Annotated in this window: 15 protein-coding genes; 10 read left to right on the top strand and 5 right to left on the bottom strand. The window is 49.9% G+C overall.

Translation table 11 applies throughout. The annotated features are described in order from the left end of the window. The first annotated feature begins 19 nt into the window (after nucleotides 1–19). A complete protein-coding gene (gene uvrD, locus UF06_RS03850) occupies nucleotides 20–2,194 on the top strand; it encodes a DNA helicase II (RefSeq protein WP_045569265.1) in 2,175 nt (724 codons plus the stop codon). 690 nt (nucleotides 2,195–2,884) lie between these two features. Here uvrD and UF06_RS03845 read toward each other — a convergent pair. The 3 genes from UF06_RS03845 to rarD form a co-directional block, all read right to left on the bottom strand. Further along, nucleotides 2,885–3,556 (bottom strand): LysE family translocator, encoded by a 672-nt coding sequence (locus UF06_RS03845; RefSeq protein ID WP_045569264.1) that lies wholly within the window; start codon nucleotides 3,554–3,556, stop codon nucleotides 2,885–2,887. 76 nt (nucleotides 3,557–3,632) lie between these two features. Continuing rightward, nucleotides 3,633–4,430 carry an AraC family transcriptional regulator gene (locus tag UF06_RS03840; protein WP_045569263.1) on the bottom strand — a complete coding sequence of 266 codons (798 nt, stop codon included), beginning with the start codon at nucleotides 4,428–4,430 and terminating at the stop codon, nucleotides 3,633–3,635. A 74-nt stretch (nucleotides 4,431–4,504) separates the two neighbouring features. Continuing rightward, nucleotides 4,505–5,419 (bottom strand): EamA family transporter RarD, encoded by a 915-nt coding sequence (rarD, locus tag UF06_RS03835; protein ID WP_045569262.1) that lies wholly within the window; start codon nucleotides 5,417–5,419, stop codon nucleotides 4,505–4,507. 173 nt (nucleotides 5,420–5,592) lie between these two features. Here rarD and recQ point away from each other — a divergent pair, with 173 nt between their 5' ends. The 3 genes from recQ to UF06_RS03820 all read left to right on the top strand — a co-directional run bounded on the left by recQ (nucleotide 5,593) and on the right by UF06_RS03820 (nucleotide 8,699). Further along, nucleotides 5,593–7,428: an ATP-dependent DNA helicase RecQ gene (recQ, locus tag UF06_RS03830; RefSeq protein ID WP_045569261.1), complete on the top strand. Its 1,836-nt coding sequence runs from the start codon at nucleotides 5,593–5,595 to the stop codon at nucleotides 7,426–7,428. Next, the gene (locus tag UF06_RS03825; RefSeq protein ID WP_039422217.1) at nucleotides 7,421–7,735 is read left to right on the top strand and encodes a DUF3630 family protein; all 315 of its coding nucleotides are present in this window, start codon (nucleotides 7,421–7,423) and stop codon (nucleotides 7,733–7,735) included. Before recQ ends, UF06_RS03825 begins: the two co-directional genes overlap by 8 nt. 292 nt (nucleotides 7,736–8,027) lie before the next feature. Then, nucleotides 8,028–8,699: a 7-cyano-7-deazaguanine/7-aminomethyl-7-deazaguanine transporter gene (locus tag UF06_RS03820; RefSeq protein ID WP_039437597.1), complete on the top strand. Its 672-nt coding sequence runs from the start codon at nucleotides 8,028–8,030 to the stop codon at nucleotides 8,697–8,699. A 78-nt stretch (nucleotides 8,700–8,777) separates the two neighbouring features. Here the strand turns inward: UF06_RS03820 and gppA are convergent, their stop codons facing one another. Together gppA and rhlB are read right to left on the bottom strand one after the other, a co-directional pair. Next, nucleotides 8,778–10,271: a guanosine-5'-triphosphate,3'-diphosphate diphosphatase gene (gene gppA / locus UF06_RS03815; RefSeq protein WP_039439413.1), complete on the bottom strand. Its 1,494-nt coding sequence runs from the start codon at nucleotides 10,269–10,271 to the stop codon at nucleotides 8,778–8,780. A gap of 7 nt (nucleotides 10,272–10,278) precedes the next feature. Then, nucleotides 10,279–11,586, bottom strand: a complete 1,308-nt coding sequence (gene rhlB / locus UF06_RS03810; RefSeq protein ID WP_045569260.1) for an ATP-dependent RNA helicase RhlB — start codon at nucleotides 11,584–11,586, stop codon at nucleotides 10,279–10,281. A 112-nt stretch (nucleotides 11,587–11,698) separates the two neighbouring features. Here rhlB and trxA point away from each other — a divergent pair, with 112 nt between their 5' ends. From trxA to fre, 6 genes are all read left to right on the top strand, one after another. Then, the gene (gene trxA, locus UF06_RS03805) at nucleotides 11,699–12,025 is read left to right on the top strand and encodes a thioredoxin TrxA (protein WP_045569259.1); all 327 of its coding nucleotides are present in this window, start codon (nucleotides 11,699–11,701) and stop codon (nucleotides 12,023–12,025) included. A 199-nt stretch (nucleotides 12,026–12,224) separates the two neighbouring features. Further along, entirely contained in the window at nucleotides 12,225–13,484 is a 1,260-nt protein-coding gene (rho, locus tag UF06_RS03800; protein WP_045569258.1) for a transcription termination factor Rho, read from the top strand. Nucleotides 13,485–13,584: 100 nt separating this feature from the next. Continuing rightward, complete coding sequence (locus UF06_RS03795; protein WP_045569257.1) at nucleotides 13,585–14,577, top strand: hypothetical protein; 993 nt, start codon at nucleotides 13,585–13,587, stop codon at nucleotides 14,575–14,577. A gap of 88 nt (nucleotides 14,578–14,665) precedes the next feature. Then, nucleotides 14,666–16,513, top strand: a complete 1,848-nt coding sequence (gene ubiD / locus UF06_RS03790) for a 4-hydroxy-3-polyprenylbenzoate decarboxylase (RefSeq protein ID WP_045569256.1) — start codon at nucleotides 14,666–14,668, stop codon at nucleotides 16,511–16,513. Then, the gene (locus tag UF06_RS03785; protein ID WP_045569255.1) at nucleotides 16,510–16,779 is read left to right on the top strand and encodes a 2Fe-2S iron-sulfur cluster-binding protein; all 270 of its coding nucleotides are present in this window, start codon (nucleotides 16,510–16,512) and stop codon (nucleotides 16,777–16,779) included. The genes ubiD and UF06_RS03785 overlap by 4 nt, the downstream gene beginning before the upstream one ends. A 14-nt stretch (nucleotides 16,780–16,793) precedes the next feature. Then, on the top strand, nucleotides 16,794–17,507 hold the full coding sequence (gene fre / locus UF06_RS03780) for an NAD(P)H-flavin reductase (RefSeq protein WP_045569254.1): 714 nt from the start codon (nucleotides 16,794–16,796) through the stop codon (nucleotides 17,505–17,507). Nucleotides 17,508–17,906: the final 399 nt, after the last annotated feature.

Below are 17,906 nucleotides of genomic sequence, written 5' to 3'. Positions count from 1 at the left end.
ATAACCAGTAGCTCTTATCATGATGGATCCTTCACTTTTACTCGATGGCCTGAACGACAAACAGCGTGAAGCCGTTGCCGCGCCACTTGAAAATCTACTTGTCCTCGCAGGTGCCGGCAGTGGCAAAACCCGCGTTCTGGTGCACCGCATCGCTTGGTTGATGTCGGTGGAGCAAGCGTCGCCGTTTTCGATCATGTCAGTCACCTTCACCAACAAAGCGGCGGCGGAAATGCGCGGCCGTATTGAAGAGTTGATGATGGGCAGTGCCTCGGGTATGTGGAACGGCACCTTTCACGGTATCTGTCATCGCATCTTGCGTGCCCACTATCTCGATGCCAAGTTGCCGGAAGATTTCCAGATCATCGATAGTGACGACCAGCAGCGTTTGCTAAAGCGACTGATCAAAGCGCAAAACTTAGATGAGAAGCAGTGGCCAGCGCGTCAGGTGGCTTGGTGGATCAACGGCAAGAAAGATGAAGGGCTACGTGCAGCGCACATCGATGCTTACCATGATCCGGTGACCAAAACCTATTTGCAGCTTTATGCCACTTATCAAGAAGCGTGCGACCGTGCGGGTTTGGTCGACTTTGCGGAAATTTTGCTGCGCGCCCACGAGCTACTGCGTGAGAAAAAACACATTCGTGAACATTACCAAGCGCGCTTTAAGCACATTTTGGTCGACGAGTTTCAAGATACCAACAACATTCAATACGCTTGGCTGCGCATGATGGCCGGGCCTGAGTGCCATGTGATGATCGTGGGTGACGACGATCAATCTATCTACGGTTGGCGCGGGGCAAAAGTGGAGAATATTGAGAAGTTCACGCTCGAATTTCCAAGTGTTAACACCATCCGCCTTGAGCAAAACTACCGTTCGACTAAAACCATTCTCGACGCGTCGAACGCACTGATTGCCAATAACACCGAGCGATTGGGCAAAAAGCTGTGGACCGATGGCGTGCAAGGCGAACCCATCTCGATCTATTCTGCATACAACGAGCTGGACGAAGCGCGTTTTGCGGTGAGCAAAATCAAAGAGTGGCAAGACAAAGGCGGTGCGCTCAACGATGCGGCGATGCTTTATCGCAATAACGCCCAGTCGCGGGTGCTGGAAGAGGCGTTGATTCAAGCGGGTCTGCCGTATCGCATTTACGGCGGCATGCGCTTCTTCGAACGCCAAGAGATCAAAGATGCCCTGAGCTACTTGCGTTTAATCGCCAATCGTAATGACGACGCGGCGTTTGAGCGGGTGGTCAACACCCCGACCCGCGGCTTGGGGGATAAAACACTGGAAACGGTGCGCTTCGCGGCGCGTGATCGCGGTTGTACCCTATGGGAAGCGAGTATTGGCGTGATTGAAGAGCAAGTGCTCACTGGTCGCGCTGCAACCGCTTTGGGGCGTTTCATCGAGCTGATTAATGCCTTGGAAGATGACAGCTTTGAGATGCCGCTGCACGTGCAAACTGACCATGTAATCAAATCGTCGGGTCTGTACAGCATGTATGAGCAGGAAAAAGGCGAAAAATCCAAAGCGCGTATTGAGAACTTGGAAGAGCTGGTGACAGCGACGCGTCAGTTTGAAAAGCCGGAAGAAGCACAAGAGATGAGTCTGCTGACCGCCTTTCTTACCCACGCAGCGTTAGAAGCGGGGGAAGGCCAAGCGGACGATTTTGAAGACGCGGTACAACTGATGACCCTGCACAGCGCCAAAGGATTGGAGTTCCCGCTGGTGTTTATGGTCGGGGTGGAAGAGGGCATGTTCCCCAGTCAAATGTCTGCCGAAGAAGCCGGGCGTTTGGAAGAGGAGCGGCGTTTGTGCTACGTCGGTATGACGCGTGCGATGCAAAAACTCTACATCACCTACGCCGAAATGCGCCGCTTATACGGCCAAGATAAGTATCACAAACCGTCACGCTTTATTCGTGAGCTCCCGGAAACTTGCTTAGATGAAGTGCGCATGAAAGCGCAAGTGAGCCGTCCGGCCAGCAGTGGCCGTTTTAGCCAAGCGGCGGTGAAGGACAACTTCAACGAAACCGGATTCTCACTCGGCTCGCGCGTGCGTCATCCTAAGTTTGGCGAAGGCACTATCATCAACTTCGAAGGCAGTGGCGCGCAAGGCCGAGTACAAGTCGCTTTTAATGGTGAAGGGATCAAGTGGTTAGTGACCGCTTACGCGAAACTGGAAAAAATGTGATTGCCCATCAATTGGCTTCAATGACAAACGGCGCAAAACGCGCCGTTTTTTTATGAATGAATTGGATTAACATGGCAAGCAAAGAAAAACCCCGGGAGCGTATGCCCACCGGGGTTATAGTCTTACTTGCAGCAATCCAGCTACGAAAGTGCTCCCTGCATCAAATCCTTGATAGTATGCCGAATCCGTCAGCTTAGTCCTTACGTCGCCATCCTAGCGGTGTCCTTGACCCTATCCTGGTCGACCAACAATCCTCGTTGGTATCCATCACTTGTTCCCTGAGCGGTGTCCCTGACATCATCCTGATGTAAAGTCCTTCCTCTTCCAGAGGTGTCCATTGCCATCCTTAGTCGTAACCATCCTAGTTACGCTTGCGTCCGTTCAATGTCCAGTTTGCTGTCCGTGCCGATTGCTCATCCTGAGTAACCGTGTCTCCTTCCTGAAGACCACCGAATCCTTGGTGATTTCCTGTTCCGTGTCAGCATCCTTCCGACAGGGTCCATATTAGCGTGATTCACTCTGGCAACAAGGCGTGTTTTGGCGTTTTTATGGTTTTATTGATTGAATAATAATTGCGCAAATAATTAATTATCAATGAGTTATCTTGACTTTTATTACCTTGTCGCACGCAGCTTTCGACGTTGGCTTACTCACTTGTGAGAGATCTCTTACAAGTGAGCGAGCAAAACGCTATGCCAAACTGTGCGTTAACCAACTTGAGACGCTGCGGTACAAGATTCCGCTGCCGATTAAGCAGAACAGCACGCCACAAATTCCATCGATATAGACGCTTGCTTGCTGCAAATGTTTTTGTACCCGCGAACCCGAAAGTGCCCAAGCGAGACTGGTAAACCAAGCCAAAGACAGGCTGAACAAGATACCGATCGCCATCGCTTTGCCGCTGAGCGACATGCTGCTGGGGATCAAGCTGGAGAGTAAGCTGACAAAAAACACCAGCGCTTTAGGATTGAGGATATTGGTGGCAAAGCCTTTGAGAAAAGCTTGGCGTTGGTTATTGAGCTGCAATGTTGCTGCGGCGCGTGTGGGTTCGCCGTTGCAAGCCGCTTTGTGGCTTAGCACTGCGCGCAGTGCGCCGATACCGAGATAGAGCAGATAGCTGCCGCCCAAGAGCTGCAACAGGGTATAAAGCAAAGGCTGCTGGTGGACCAGATAGCTGACCCCGGTCAGGCTCAGCAGCGAATGCAGCAAGATGCCAACCGACAGACCCAAAGCAATAAACAGCCCGGTTTGACGGCCGTAACGGGAAGCGTTTTGTACCACCAAGGCGACATCCGGCCCTGGGCTCATTAAAGCGACAAAGTGCACACTGGCTAAGGTGAGTAATACGGTTAGTTCATTCATAAAAGATCTCAATCAATACATCGTGAGACGGATTGTCTCTGACGCAGCAGCCGCGCGCTTGTAAATTATCGACAGCTTAGCGAGAAATTTGCGCTGGAGTTACGCCATAGGTGTGTTTGAAAGCTTTAGTGAAATGCGCTTGATCGTAATAGCCAATTTGATGAGCAACATCGGTGGCCGAGTACCCGGCGTGCAGCAGTTTCATCGCCTGCTCCAAACGCAGGCGGCTAAACCACGCATAGGGAGTAATGCCCATTTGCGCCTTAAATTGGCGCTGGAATTGCGTCGGAGAGAGCTGACAAAGCGCGGCGAGTGTGTCTAAACGCACCGCTTGGTCAAGATGCGTCATCAAATACTCTTTTAAACTGCTCATCGATTTCTGGCCAAGCGGTACCACTTTTTGCCTGCTCAACGATCCATAACGATCAAAAAGCGAGTTAAACCCTTCAAAAGGAAGGCAATCTTTGGTTAGCACACTGAGCTTTTCTTCACGCAGCAAGCAATGTAGGTTGCGTAATTGTAAGAAAATCGCAGGATCGGAGATGATCAACTGATTAAAGCCGATAATTTGACCGTTTTGCTTAAGATCGGCGAGATCACTTAACAGGTGTGGCTCGATCGCAAACACATTGACTTGATAGCCGCTCTCTAGTTTGGCTTCCCCATCGTGCAGCTCATCCGGTGGCATGATCACGATTTGACCGTGGCCGACGTGATGGTGAGAACCTTGATGCTGGAATTTCTGCTCGCCATGGGTAATCAGCCCGATATGGAAATCCAGATGGTAATGCCGCGAGAAGGCAAACTTCTGATATTTCGCATCGATCAGGCTGAGTTGCTCATGATGAGTCGGAATGTAGTGGATCTGTTCCATCAATTGAAAAAAAAGCTTGGTCAGTTTGCGACCAAGCTTATCGACGAATTAGGGGCTTGTCTTGTAAAAAACGATCACTGCGCGGTGGCAGCACGCCTAACGTTACGGTTGTTGTGCAGCCCATCAAAGCTAAAGAGCAGCAACGCTCCCCAGATAAAGGCGAAGGTGATGGCTTTGTCGGAGGTAAATGCTTCGCCATAAATCAGTACGGCGAGCAAAAACATCAAGCTTGGGCCAATGTATTGGAAAAACCCCAAAGTAGAGAGCTTGAGTCGCGTTGCCGCACCGGTAAAGCAGAGTAGGGGTAAGGTGGTGACTACGCCTGCCGCGACCAAGAGGATGTTCAGACTGGCTGGGTTGTCCAGTAGGTTTGACGTCGAGGTAGAGGCAATAAACAGCAAATAGATGGCCGCTGCTGGCAGCATGACCAAGGTTTCGATAAACAAGCCCGTTTGCGCGTCAACGCTGACTTTTTTACGCAGTAGGCCATACACGCCGAAACTCATGGCGAGCGCTATGGCGACGATAGGCACAGAGCCAAACATCACCAACTGCACCAGTACCCCGCAGGCAGCAAGCGCGACAGCGAACCACTGCAATTTGCGCAGCCGCTCACCGAGAAAAATCATCCCGAGCAAGACGTTGAAAAGCGGGTTGATGTAATAGCCCAAGCTTGCGTCAAGCATGTGGTTGGCATTGACCGCCCAGATGAAAATCAGCCAGTTGACCCCGACCAAAATAGCGGTTGAAACCAGATAAAGCATTTTGCTTTTATTGGTGATCACGGCGCTGACGGCACGCCAGTTGCGCCCAAAATGCAGTAAGGCAGCCAATAAGAAGAAAGACCAAACCACGCGGTGACTGAGGATCTCCAGCGCCGAAACGGACGAGATCGATTTGAAATAGATGGGTGCAATGCCCCACATGGTATAAGCGCCGATGGCCAGAAGCACACCTTGGCGTACGCGTTGTTGTTCTTCTATTGTCATTTCGCCTTCACTGTCGTTGTTTCAAAGGATGGGCCAGTATACGAGCGGGCTAAGCAATCACCTAGTATTTTGCGGTTTTATTCACCATCAAACCCCTTTACAATATGCCCTCATTAACGCTCCCAGCCTTGTGCTGGACGTGCACCTCTTTGCAAAACTAACTGAGTATATCCATGACTTCCACGCTGCTTGCTGACCCTGCCGAATTGCCAACGACGCCGCAAAGTGTCTTGCAAGCGGTGTTTGGCTATCAGACCTTCCGTGTCGGCCAGCAGCAGGTGATTGACGCCGCGCTCAACGGGCAAGATAGCCTCGTGATCATGCCGACCGGTGGCGGTAAATCGCTCTGTTACCAGATCCCAGCGTTGGTGCTGCCGGGCATCACTTTAGTGATTTCCCCGCTGATCTCACTGATGAAAGACCAAGTGGATCAACTCAAAGCCAACGGCGTGGCGGCAGAGTGCGTTAACTCAACCATGACACGCGAGGATTTGCTCAGCGTGTATAACCGCATGCACGCTGGCGAGTTGAAGCTGGTGTATACCTCACCGGAACGGGTGCTGATGCGCGATTTTATGGAACGGCTGGAAAATTTGCCGTTGGCGATGATTGCGGTGGATGAGGCGCACTGTATTTCCCAGTGGGGGCATGACTTTCGTCCGGAATACGCGGCGCTTGGCCAGTTAAAGCAACGCTTTGCCCAAGTGCCGTTTATGGCGCTCACTGCCACCGCCGATGACGCTACGCGCAGTGATATTCTTAGCCGTTTGCACCTTAAGCAACCGCACGTTTATCTGGGTAGCTTTGACCGCCCCAACATTCGCTACGATTTGGTCGAAAAACACAAACCCGTTTCGCAAGTGATCCGCTATTTGGAAACGCAAAAAGGCAACTGCGGCATTATCTACTGTGGCAGCCGTAAAAAAGTGGAGATGCTGACCGAGAAGCTGTGCAACAACCATATCCGTGCGGCGGGTTATCACGCCGGTATGGACGCCGATGAGCGTGCCTATGTCCAAGAAGCGTTTCAGCGTGATGATATTCAGATCGTCGTAGCCACGGTCGCGTTTGGTATGGGGATCAACAAGCCCAACGTGCGGTTTGTGGTCCATTTTGACATCCCGCGCAACATTGAATCCTACTATCAGGAAACTGGGCGAGCAGGACGTGATGGCCTGCCAGCCGAAGCGATGATGCTCTACGATCCGGCCGACATTACTTGGCTGCGGCGCATGTTGGATGAGAAAGATGACGGGCCACAAAAGCAGGTGGAGAGCCACAAGCTGAATGCCATGAGTGCGTTTGCCGAAGCGCAGACGTGCCGTCGTCAGGTACTGCTTAACTACTTTGGTGAGTATCGCGACAAGCCGTGCGGCAACTGCGACATTTGCCTTGATCCACCGAAACATTTTGATGCCACCGAAGAGGCGCGCAAAGCACTTTCCTGTGTGTACCGCGTTAACCAAAGCTTCGGTATGGGTTATGTGGTGGAAGTGCTGCGCGGGATGCAAAACATCCGCATTCGAGAAAATGGCCACGACAAAATCACCACCTATGGCCTTGGGCGCGATCACAGTCATGATTATTGGGTCAGTATTTTTCGTCAGTTGATCCACAAAGGGCTGCTGCTGCAAAACATCACTCGCAACTCGACGCTACAACTGACGGAAGAGGCGCGTCCGTTGCTACGCGGGGATGTTGCGCTTGAGTTGGCGGTGCCGCGTTTGGATACCACCGTGCGCAGCGCCAAAGCCGATAAGCTCTCCAACAAACATTACGATAAGAAACTGTTCGCCAAACTGCGCAAACTGCGTAAATCGATCGCCGATGAAGAAGGCCTGCCTCCTTACGTGGTGTTCAGTGATGCGACCTTGATCGATATGGCCGAAATATTGCCGACCTCGTATGGCGAAATGTTGGCGGTGAGTGGGGTGGGGCAGCGCAAGTTGGAAAAATACGCCGATCCGTTTTTAGATTTAATTCAGGAGCACATCACGAATTATGGTTGAGACGCACAAGGAATTTGGATTAGCCGATTATCTGGCCGAAGAGGGGCGTTTGCTGATCACCACGCCGAGCTTTAATCTTGATACGTTTCCTCAACTGGGCGAACGTTTAGTCAAATTACTTTCGGCTCAAGTATTGGAGACGCAGTGGGACGGTGACATCCATAGCTGGCTGATTGACTTTGAAGGGCGGCACTTGTTTCTGAAAGCTGAGCATTACAGTGAAGCGGTGTGGTTTGAATCCTTAAGCGTTGCAGAGAGCCGTGAGGAGATGGATTTTCTGGCGCAACTGTTTCGCCAACAATTTTAGTTGCATCTCCTTCATGCGCAGATAAAAGCGCAGATAAAAGAAAAGGCTTATTTTTGAATAGGATGTTTCACATGAAACCCCCTTTTTTATGGATGCCGGAAAATTTATCGCGCTTAAACGATTGCCTGTTTTTCGTGGCTTGTGTGAAAAACTGATTAAGGTATAATCGCCCGCCGCTGCATTAGCGGCCAGTTTCCTATTTTCTATAACATTGTTGGTAAGAATCGTGTCAGTTTTCTGATGCATTCGATTTGGGTTCCCTCGCCCCCAAACCAAACTAAAAAGGTATCGCATGAGTCACTTTACCCCTGCGCAGCAGCGCAACGCCCTTATCTATCTGGTTTTATTCCATTTAATCATCATTGCTTCCAGTAACTATTTGGTGCAATTGCCCTTTACCGTCTTTGGTTTACACACCACTTGGGGCGCTTTTACGTTCCCATTTATCTTCCTTGCAACCGATCTTACGGTACGTGTGTTTGGCGCAGCTTTGGCAAGAAGAATCATTTTCTTAGTGATGTTGCCTGCACTGGCGGTCTCTTACGTGCTTTCGGTGCTGTTTTTTGAGGGGCAGTTTCAAGGCTTTTCCCATCTGAGTGAGTTTAATCTGTTTGTGGCGCGTATCGCTATCGCCAGCTTTATGGCTTACCTGCTTGGACAGATCATGGATGTGCATGTGTTTAACCGTCTGCGTCAAATGAAGCAGTGGTGGGTTGCGCCAACTTGTTCCACTTTGTTTGGTAACGCGCTCGATACCATCGCCTTTTTTGCCATTGCTTTTTACCAAAGCCCCGATCCGTTTATGGCGGAGCACTGGACGGAAATCGCGCTGGTGGATTACGGTTTTAAATTGGTGATCAGTTTGGGACTCTTTGTGCCCATGTATGGCGTGCTACTCAACTATTTGACCAAGAAACTCACGGCGGTGAATCCGCAATTTACTTTGGCGCAAAGCTCGCGCTAAGAGAAAGAGTCAAGTGCAAAGAAAAAGCCCAAGTGATAACAACTTGGGCTTTTTGCTGTTCAATGTCGATTCAAAGCATTAGTTCGCTTCAATCACCATTGGCCAACCGATGTCAGTCTGGCGATTGGCTTCGGTTTCCAGTTCTGCTGCCGTCAGCGGGTTTTGCGCTAACCAGCCAGCGCTGATTTGCAGCGTGAGTTTGTCGTTTTCGGCGATGAGTGTGATTTGAGGTTCCAGCTCAGGACGGCGACGATGCGACAGCAACACCGCGAGGCGCAGCAAGCGCAGCACGCGTTTGGCGCTGTTGCCGGATAGGGCATGCTGTTCAGGGAGTGACGTAAGCTGATCTCGATAGCGTCTTGCTAGTTCACCGATAAAGAATTTCTGTGCGCGAGTAAAACCCGGCAAATCAAGGTGCTGCAGCAAGTAAGCGCTGTGCTCACCGCCTTTCTTGTAATCGATGGTCAAACCGATTTCGTGCAACTTCGCGGTGGTTTCTAGCAACACTTTGCCTTGAGGCTCGGCTATCCACTCCTCGCCGCCAGCTTGTTCTAGCAAGCGCAGAGCGAGAGACGCTACTTGTTGACCATATTGACTGTCGAGTTGATAGCGAGTTTGTATGCTGGCAATGGTGCGAGAGCGGATGTCGTCTTGACGGAGCTCTTCCATCATTTCGTAGGCGAGCCCTTCACGCAGCGCGCCGCCAGCCAGTGTCATGGCATCGATCTCTAGCAGTTCAAAAACCGCAATTAGAATCGATAAACCGCTAGGAAAGACTAAAGCACGTTCTAAAGTGAGCCCTTCAATTTCCAGCTCTTCGAGATGGTCGGCGAGCATGGCTTGCTTTTGTAGACGCTTGAGCTTGGCGTGAGTAATCACTTCGTCCATGCCCTGCGCCAACATGATCTCTTGTAGCGCTTGGACAGTGCCGGACGCGCCGACACACACATCCCAGCCCAGCTCTTTGTACTGCGCAAGCACCGGTTTGAGGATTTGTTTTGCACCTTCAATGGCGTTGTCAAAGTTGCGCGCATTGAGCTGGCGGTCTTTAAAGAAGTTTTCCAACCACGTCACGCAACCCATGCGCAGACTAGTTAGCGCTTTGGCTTCAAAGCCTTCGCCAATAATCAGCTCGGTACTTGCGCCACCGATGTCCACCACTAGGCGGCGACCACTGCCGCCAGAGGTGTGCGCGACGCCTTTGTAGATCGTCGCTGCTTCTTCTTCGCCGCTGATCACTTCAATCGGATGGCCGAGGATCTGGTTAGCCTTTTGTAAGAAGAGATCCACATTGGTTGCCGTTCGCAGGGTCGCTGTGCCGACAATGCGAATGTTCTCTGCCGGAATATCTTGCAGCCTTTCTGCAAACAGGCTCAGGCAGTCCCATCCACGCTGCATCGCTTCCATGCTGAGCGCATGGTGTTCATCTAGGCCCGCAGCAAGGCGAACTTTGCGCTTGATTTTGGCCATAGTCTGAACGCTGCCATCGATATGACGCACAACGAGCATATGAAAACTGTTCGACCCGAGGTCGATGGCGGCATAGAGCGGTGATGTTCCTGTCTGGCTCATAAACGGTTTAGGCTTCCCTTGGTTGGCGAGGTCCGCGCGGACGGCGGTTGTTTGACTTTCTGTCTCCAGAACGTGCGCCGCTGGTGTTGGTTCGGCGCTGTTGCGAACGCGCTGATGGGGTGCGAACGGGCGCTGGGAGATCTTTGATCAGCGCGTCGTGGTCATATTCAGAAACCGGTATCGCGTGTTCAATGTACTCTTCAATCGCTGGCAGGTTAATCGCGTACTCTTCACAAGCAAAGCTAATCGAATGACCACTCTCGCCAGCACGGCCTGTACGGCCAATACGGTGAACGTAGTCTTCGCAATCGTCAGGCAGATCGTAGTTAAACACGTGCGTGACTTGTGGGATGTGTAAGCCACGTGCCGCGACATCGGTGGCGACCAGAATGTCTACCGCGCCTTGGGTAAATTGCTCAAGAATTTTTTCGCGTTTCTTCTGTGGTACATCACCAGTCAGTAGGCCAACACGGTGGTTGTCGCCCGCCAGATGAGCCCAAATCGATTCACAGCGATGCTTGGTGTTGGCAAAGACGATCGCACGATCTGGCCATTCTTCTTCAATCAGCGTTTGTAGCAGGGCCATTTTGTCTTCATTAGAAGGATAGAACAGCTCTTCTTGAATGCGATGACCTGTTTTTTGTGCCGGTTCCACCACCACATGCGCAGGATTGTGCATGTGCTCAAATGCCAGCTCTTGCACGCGGTAAGAGAGTGTCGCAGAGAACAACATGTTCAAACGTTCTTGTGGTGCTGGCATACGGCGGAACAAGAAACGGATGTCTTTAATAAAGCCAAGATCGAACATGCGATCTGCTTCATCCAACACCACGGCTTGAATGTTGTTTAAGCCGAATACGCGCTGTTTGTAGAAGTCAATAATACGGCCTGTCGTGCCGATCAACACATCCACGCCGTCTTGCAGTTTTGCGAGTTGCTTATCGTAGCTTTCGCCGCCGTAAGCTAGTGCCGCTTTGATCCCTGTGCTGGCGATCAAAGGTTCGGCATCGTTGTAAATCTGGATAGCCAGTTCACGCGTTGGCGCCATGATAATCGCACGCGGCTGGGTTGGCTGACGGCCTTCATGTGCTGGCGTAGTCAGGAGATGGTTAAAGGTAGCAGTAAGAAACGCGAGCGTTTTACCAGTCCCAGTTTGGGCCTGGCCTGCGATGTCTTGGCCGGAGAGCAGTACCGGCAGCGCCAAGGCTTGGATCGGGGTACAAAACTCAAACCCTTTTTTGTCCAATCCTTCAATAACTTGCGGATGCAACCCGAAGTCGGCGAACTTTTGCTCTGTGATATGCGTCTTTTTCATCGCTATAGAATATCAGCTAAAGCTTGCATTAAGAAAGCAAATACATTCCAATAGACCATCAAATTACTGGTTATCACCCAACCAGTTTCAAAAAAACACATTGGAGTGGAAGATGAGTGATAAGATTTTGCAGCTGACTGACGAAGGTTTTGAAAATGACGTTCTTAAGGCTGCAGGCCCGGTACTGGTAGACTTTTGGGCAGAATGGTGTGGTCCTTGTAAGATGATTGCGCCGATTCTGGACGAAGTTGCTGAAGAGTACGAAGGCAAACTCACTATCGGTAAACTAAATATCGACCATAATGCAGGCACACCACCTAAATTCGGCATTCGCGGTATTCCAACCCTGCTGTTGTTCAAAGACGGCAGCGTGGCAGCGACAAAAGTGGGTGCGCTATCGAAAACTCAATTGAAAGAGTTCTTGGATGCAAACCTATAATCCATAAGTGGTTAGAAACGAAACCGTGCAGAATCTCAAATGCACGGTTTTGTTTTTTTCAAACTCTGGACTAGGATTATTTTTAGTGCTAATTTATCGCACGTTAATTAAACAACTTTCTCTTCTTGGTCGATCCTGAGACCAAATCCATCTTAACTAGAAAATAGATCTTATTTTGACTAAACAAGAATCCACCACCATGAATCTTACCGAATTGAAAAACATCCCGGTATCCGACCTGGTTAAGCTTGGCGAAAGCTTAGGTCTGGAAAACCTGGCACGTTTACGTAAACAAGACATCATCTTCGCAATCCTAAAAGCACACGCAAAAAGTGGCGAAGATATTTTTGGCGATGGGGTTCTGGAAATTCTGCAAGACGGATTTGGTTTCCTACGTAGTGCAGACAGTTCGTACTTGGCGGGTCCGGATGATATTTATGTATCACCAAGCCAGATTCGTCGTTTTAACTTGCGCACGGGCGATTCGATCGCAGGCAAAATTCGTCCACCAAAAGATGGCGAACGTTATTTTGCCTTGCTGAAAGTCAACACGGTTAACGATGATCGACCAGACAACGCACGTAATAAAATCCTGTTTGAAAACTTAACTCCTCTGCACGCCAATGAGCGTATGGTGATGGAGCGCGGTAATGGCTCGACAGAAGATATCACCGCTCGTGTTCTCGATTTGGCATCGCCGATTGGTAAAGGTCAGCGTGGTTTGATTGTGGCACCGCCAAAAGCGGGCAAAACCATGCTGCTACAAAACATCGCACAGAGCATTACTTACAACCACCCTGAATGTGTGTTGATGGTGCTGCTGATTGATGAGCGTCCAGAAGAAGTAACCGAAATGCAGCGCCTAGTAAAAGGCGAGGTGGTGGCTTCGACGTTTGATGAGCCAGCTTCTCGTCACGTGCAAGTGGCTGAGATGGTCATCGAAAAAGCGAAACGCTTGGTGGAACACAAGAAAGATGTAGTGATTCTGCTGGATTCGATTACTCGTCTTGCGCGTGCATACAACACCGTTGTGCCTTCTTCGGGTAAAGTACTCACTGGTGGTGTGGATGCGAACGCGCTGCATCGTCCTAAGCGTTTCTTCGGTGCGGCACGTAATGTGGAAGAAGGCGGTAGCCTGACCATTATCGCAACGGCGCTAGTGGATACGGGTTCTAAGATGGACGAAGTGATCTACGAAGAGTTTAAAGGTACAGGTAACATGGAACTGCACCTTAACCGTAAGATTGCTGAGAAGCGAGTCTTCCCTGCGATTGATTTCAACCGCTCAGGTACTCGTCGTGAAGAACTCCTGACCAAGAGCGATGAACTGCAGAAAATGTGGATTCTGCGCAAGATTGTTCATCCGATGGGCGAGTCTGACGCGATGGAATTCTTGATCGACAAGTTGGCGATGACCAAAACTAACGACGAGTTCTTTGACGCCATGCGTCGCCAGTAATTGGTTGACAATAAAAACGCCACTGTCCGCAGTGGCGTTTTTGTTTGCAATTCCACCGAGAACTCTTCAGAATGGATGAAAATGTTATCGGGAGGTTAACATGCAACAAGGAATGTTGTCTTCGCTACTCCTGAGTACGTCACTTCTTTTCGGTCCTGTACATGTGTCTGCTCAGGAAATGCAGACAGAGACCGCACAGCAGTGGCTTCAGGACGAACAAGTTCACAGTAAAGTCGCTGAACTGCTAGAGTATGTCGCTCGAGATCAAACCCACGAACTGAAGTTCGCATTGGAGCGTTTAGCTCTGCCCCAACAAGAAGCCGCCCGTTTTCTTTTGCTCGATAAACTGGAGAAGCAAGACGTTATTTTAACGCCCAGAATGGCGATTTTTGTTGAATCTCAAATCAAAATGATCCCGAGCTACCAAGTGGTTGAAAAAGGTGATGGCTATGAGTTTACCGTTCCTGCTTTCAATTATCCCGCTGTTGCTAATCGCTTGTTGAAACGTTGGAAACAGGATCAAACCACATTGGATTTCATTCTCGCCGCCGAGCGCGGTGAATTGCAGTTGCAAACTTGGTTGACGGGGTCGCAACCCGTAGTGCAAATGCGAGAAGCGCTGTTGATCCGAGAGTTGGATAGCTTATCACCGGAGGCGTTAGACGGTTTGGTAAAGCAATTGACCGCCACGCCGTTGACCACTTGGCTGCCCCCTTCTCCCGTGGTGGTTCGTCTTGCTCAAGTCAGTGAAGAAGCCGAAGTGTACAATCTTTTATGGCGTATGAAGGCGGATCACGTCAGTCAGAATGAATTAGAGCGCCTCGCCTCGGTGGGCGATGACTTTTCTTGGCGGCAAATCATGTCTTCAACGCAAAATCCCAGCTTGAAAGCGCAGGCGATCACCTTACTCACCAAAGCCAACCCTTTAACTGCTGAAGTGAAACAGTTTTTGATTACCAGAATGGCTCTGCCAGACGACGCGCCTTTAGTGGCGAGAGAGCTAGCGAAACAAGGACACTCAAGTTGGCTGGAAGAGGTGATAGCAGGCAACAACCGCATAAAGCGTGGGTTGATTTTACAGGCGTTGCAGTAGCCAAGGCGAAAAGAGTAATAAAATCACCTCGCAGCGGAATACGATTTGTTATACTGCGGCAAGTTTAATCACTTTACGCAAAAGACCTATGAGTTTTAAGGATTTACGTGAATTTCTTGACCATCTTGAACGACATGGTCAACTGAAGCGCATTACCCACCCTGTCGACCCCGCCTATGAAATGACAGAAATCAGCGATCGCACGCTGCGTGCGGCGGGGCCTGCACTGCTGTTTGAAAACCCGATTGGCTATCGTGTTCCTGTGCTCACCAATCTGTTTGGTACGCCAGAGCGTGTCGCCATGGGCATGGGGCGAAGCGAGGTAAAAGAGCTACGTGAAGTTGGGAAATTGCTGGCTTACCTCAAAGAGCCTGAACCGCCGCGCGGCTTTAAAGATGCACTTGGTAAGATCCCACTGTTCAAGCAAGTGCTCAATATGCCAGCCAAAAAGCTGCGTAAAGCGCCGTGCCAAGAGATAGTTTGGCAGGGAGATGAGGTTGACCTAGACAAGATCCCAGTCATGAGTTGCTGGGCTGAAGATGTCGCGCCCTTACTCACTTGGGGGCTCACTGTCACTCGAGGTCCATACAAAAAGCGGCAAAATCTGGGCATTTATCGGCAGCAGAAAATCGCTAAGAACAAAATCATCATGCGCTGGCTTGCTCATCGTGGTGGTGCCTTGGATCTGCGTGATTGGATGGAGGCAAACCCAGGCCAACCTTTTCCTGTGTCGGTGGCGTTTGGTGCTGATCCAGCGACGATTCTTGGCGCGGTGACGCCAGTACCAGACACTCTATCAGAGTACGCTTTCGCGGGCCTGTTGCGTGGCAGTAAAACCGAAGTGGTCCAATCGATCAGTAATGACTTGGAAGTGCCTGCCAGTGCGGAAATTGTTCTGGAAGGCTACATTGACCCGAATGAATTTGCCGATGAAGGTCCATACGGCGATCATACGGGCTACTACAACGAAAAAGAGCAGCATCACGTCTTTACCATTACGCACATCACCATGCGTCGCGATCCTATCTATCACAGCACTTACACTGGGCGTCCACCCGATGAGCCTGCTGTGCTCGGTGTGGCACTCAATGAAGTGTTTGTGCCGATCTTACAAAAGCAGTTTCCAGAGATTGAAGATTTCTATCTACCGCCCGAAGGCTGCTCGTATCGCATGGCCGTGGTGACGATGAAAAAGCAGTATCCGGGGCATGCTAAGCGGGTGATGATGGGAGTGTGGTCTTTCCTGCGTCAGTTTATGTATACCAAGTTCGTGATAGTGTGCGACGAATCGGTTAACGCACGCGATTGGAATGAGGTCGTCAAAGCGATGACTGAACATATGGACCCTGTGCGAGATACCTTGATGATCGATAACACACCGATTGATTCACTCGACTTTGCTTCGCCAGTGGTCGGTCTGGGGTCAAAAATGGGGCTGGATGCAACGATAAAGTGGCCGGCTGAACTGGCCACGCGAACGCCAGTACTGGAGCGAGAAAGCCACGCGATGGCTGAATGCGACTTATTGGCGCTGAAACAACAGCACCCAGAAATCGTTGACCTTTATCTTCCTCCTAGTGCTAACCATCAATTTGTTATTGCGTCGATGAAAAAAGAGCGAGCTGGTCAGTCTCAAACGTTGCTGAAACATCTGTGGGATTTCTTTGTTCCCTATGCAGATATCAAGTTTATTATCTTGTGTGATGATGACGTTAATGTTCAAGATTGGCGCGACATCATTTGGGCGGTAACCACACGTATGGATCCACTCAGAGACACGGCGCAAATTAAGTGCTCTGGCTCCTCGAAATTGGGGCTGGATGCGACCAACAAATTTGCCCCAGAGGTTGTACGAGAGTGGGGCAGCCCGATTAAAAAAGATCCGCAACTTGTGGCTAAAATCGATGCGATTTGGCACGAGTTAGGTATTCTATGAGCCATCAAGTCCACCTTCTGCCAATGAACGTCACATTCATCGTGTTGGAAGGTGAAACGGTGTTGGAAGCGGCGCTCAACAATAATATTCGCTTCCCGCATCGTTGCCAAATCGGCGCTTGCGCAATGTGCATGTGCCGAAAACTCTCGGGTGAGGTGAGTTATCACCTCGAACCCATGCTAACCAATAAAGAGCAGCAGCAAGGCTGGATTTTTCCTTGCCAAGCCTACGCAGAAAGTAATTTAGTGCTTACTTTTGAAGAGTAAGCAAGAGGAACATCATGACCATTCAATGCAAAGTTAAGTCAATTAAGCCGTTGGCGAGTAATACCTATCAAATCCTGCTTCATCCTGAAACACCAGTGGCATTTAAGGCGGGTCAATATTTAATGGTGGTCATGGGCGAGAAAGATAAGCGTCCGTTTTCGATCGCAAGTAGTCCATGCCGTCATGAAGGTGAACTTGAACTTCATATTGGTGCAGCGGAACATAATGCTTATGCACTTGAAGTGGTCGAAGCGATGAAAAACGCGTTGGTAACAGGATCATCAATTGATATTGACGCGCCGCACGGAGACGCTTGGTTAAAAGAAGAGAGCGAGCGTCCGCTTCTTCTGATTGCGGGTGGGACTGGTTTTAGTTACGTGCGTTCGATATTAGACCATTGTATTGCACAAAACCGTCAAAGCACTATCTACCTTTATTGGGGCGCGCGCGATGAGTCGCAATTGTACGCAAAAAGTGAGCTAAACGACATTGCCGCAAAACACCGGCACGTCCATTTTGTCCCTGTTATAGAAGATGTTGATGCTTACTGGCAAGGGAAAGTGGGTAATGTCCTTCAAGCGGTAACTAGCGATTTTGAATCCTTACAGGAATTTGATATCTACATTGCGGGTCGATTTGAAATGGCTGGAGCAGCAAGAGAGCAGTTTACTCAGCAGAAAAAAGCGATCAGAGAGCGCATGTTTGCTGATGCTTACGCATTTATCTGATCGAGTATCGCCACAATTACAGAGTTAATAGAGGGTTTTTTAGCCCTCTTTAGTGAGGTTTGCTCAATAAAGCAGCGAGCAGGCTTGTTTTGGAATTTATTTGCAAAAAAAGAGTTGCACGTAGAAACGTTCTGCCTATAATGCGCATCCACTGACACGGCAGACGCCACAAGGCTTCAGCAGTGCAGTAAGAGGGTAAAGCTTCTAAAAAAAGAAATTTGAAAAAGTGTTTGACTCTTCAAATTAACTCGCTAGAATGCACCTCCGCTTCGAGAGAAAAGCTTCTCAAAAAGCAAGCTCTTTAACAATATAAACCTATCAATCTGTGTGGGCACTCGTTGATGATAATCCAAAAGATTTATCAATGAACTGAGTGACCAATTTGATACTTCGGTATCG

Source organism: Vibrio sp. S234-5, from assembly GCF_000960595.1.
Lineage (GTDB): Bacteria > Pseudomonadota > Gammaproteobacteria > Enterobacterales > Vibrionaceae > Vibrio.
The sequence above is the reverse complement of the archived record's forward strand: the minus strand, read 5'-3'. Positions and strand labels throughout refer to the sequence as shown.

Coding starts and splice junctions, on each gene's coding strand:
- recQ (WP_045569261.1), top strand. CDS start 5,593: ATGACTTCCACGCTGCTTGCTGACCCTGCCGAATTGCCAACGACGCCG.
- UF06_RS03845 (WP_045569264.1), bottom strand. CDS start 3,556: ATGAATGAACTAACCGTATTACTCACCTTAGCCAGTGTGCACTTTGTC.
- UF06_RS03840 (WP_045569263.1), bottom strand. CDS start 4,430: ATGGAACAGATCCACTACATTCCGACTCATCATGAGCAACTCAGCCTG.
- trxA (WP_045569259.1), top strand. CDS start 11,699: ATGAGTGATAAGATTTTGCAGCTGACTGACGAAGGTTTTGAAAATGAC.
- rarD (WP_045569262.1), bottom strand. CDS start 5,419: ATGACAATAGAAGAACAACAACGCGTACGCCAAGGTGTGCTTCTGGCC.
- UF06_RS03785 (WP_045569255.1), top strand. CDS start 16,510: ATGAGCCATCAAGTCCACCTTCTGCCAATGAACGTCACATTCATCGTG.
- ubiD (WP_045569256.1), top strand. CDS start 14,666: ATGAGTTTTAAGGATTTACGTGAATTTCTTGACCATCTTGAACGACAT.
- fre (WP_045569254.1), top strand. CDS start 16,794: ATGACCATTCAATGCAAAGTTAAGTCAATTAAGCCGTTGGCGAGTAAT.
- UF06_RS03795 (WP_045569257.1), top strand. CDS start 13,585: ATGCAACAAGGAATGTTGTCTTCGCTACTCCTGAGTACGTCACTTCTT.
- gppA (WP_039439413.1), bottom strand. CDS start 10,271: ATGAGCCAGACAGGAACATCACCGCTCTATGCCGCCATCGACCTCGGG.
- UF06_RS03820 (WP_039437597.1), top strand. CDS start 8,028: ATGAGTCACTTTACCCCTGCGCAGCAGCGCAACGCCCTTATCTATCTG.
- rho (WP_045569258.1), top strand. CDS start 12,225: ATGAATCTTACCGAATTGAAAAACATCCCGGTATCCGACCTGGTTAAG.
- rhlB (WP_045569260.1), bottom strand. CDS start 11,586: ATGAAAAAGACGCATATCACAGAGCAAAAGTTCGCCGACTTCGGGTTG.
- uvrD (WP_045569265.1), top strand. CDS start 20: ATGATGGATCCTTCACTTTTACTCGATGGCCTGAACGACAAACAGCGT.
- UF06_RS03825 (WP_039422217.1), top strand. CDS start 7,421: ATGGTTGAGACGCACAAGGAATTTGGATTAGCCGATTATCTGGCCGAA.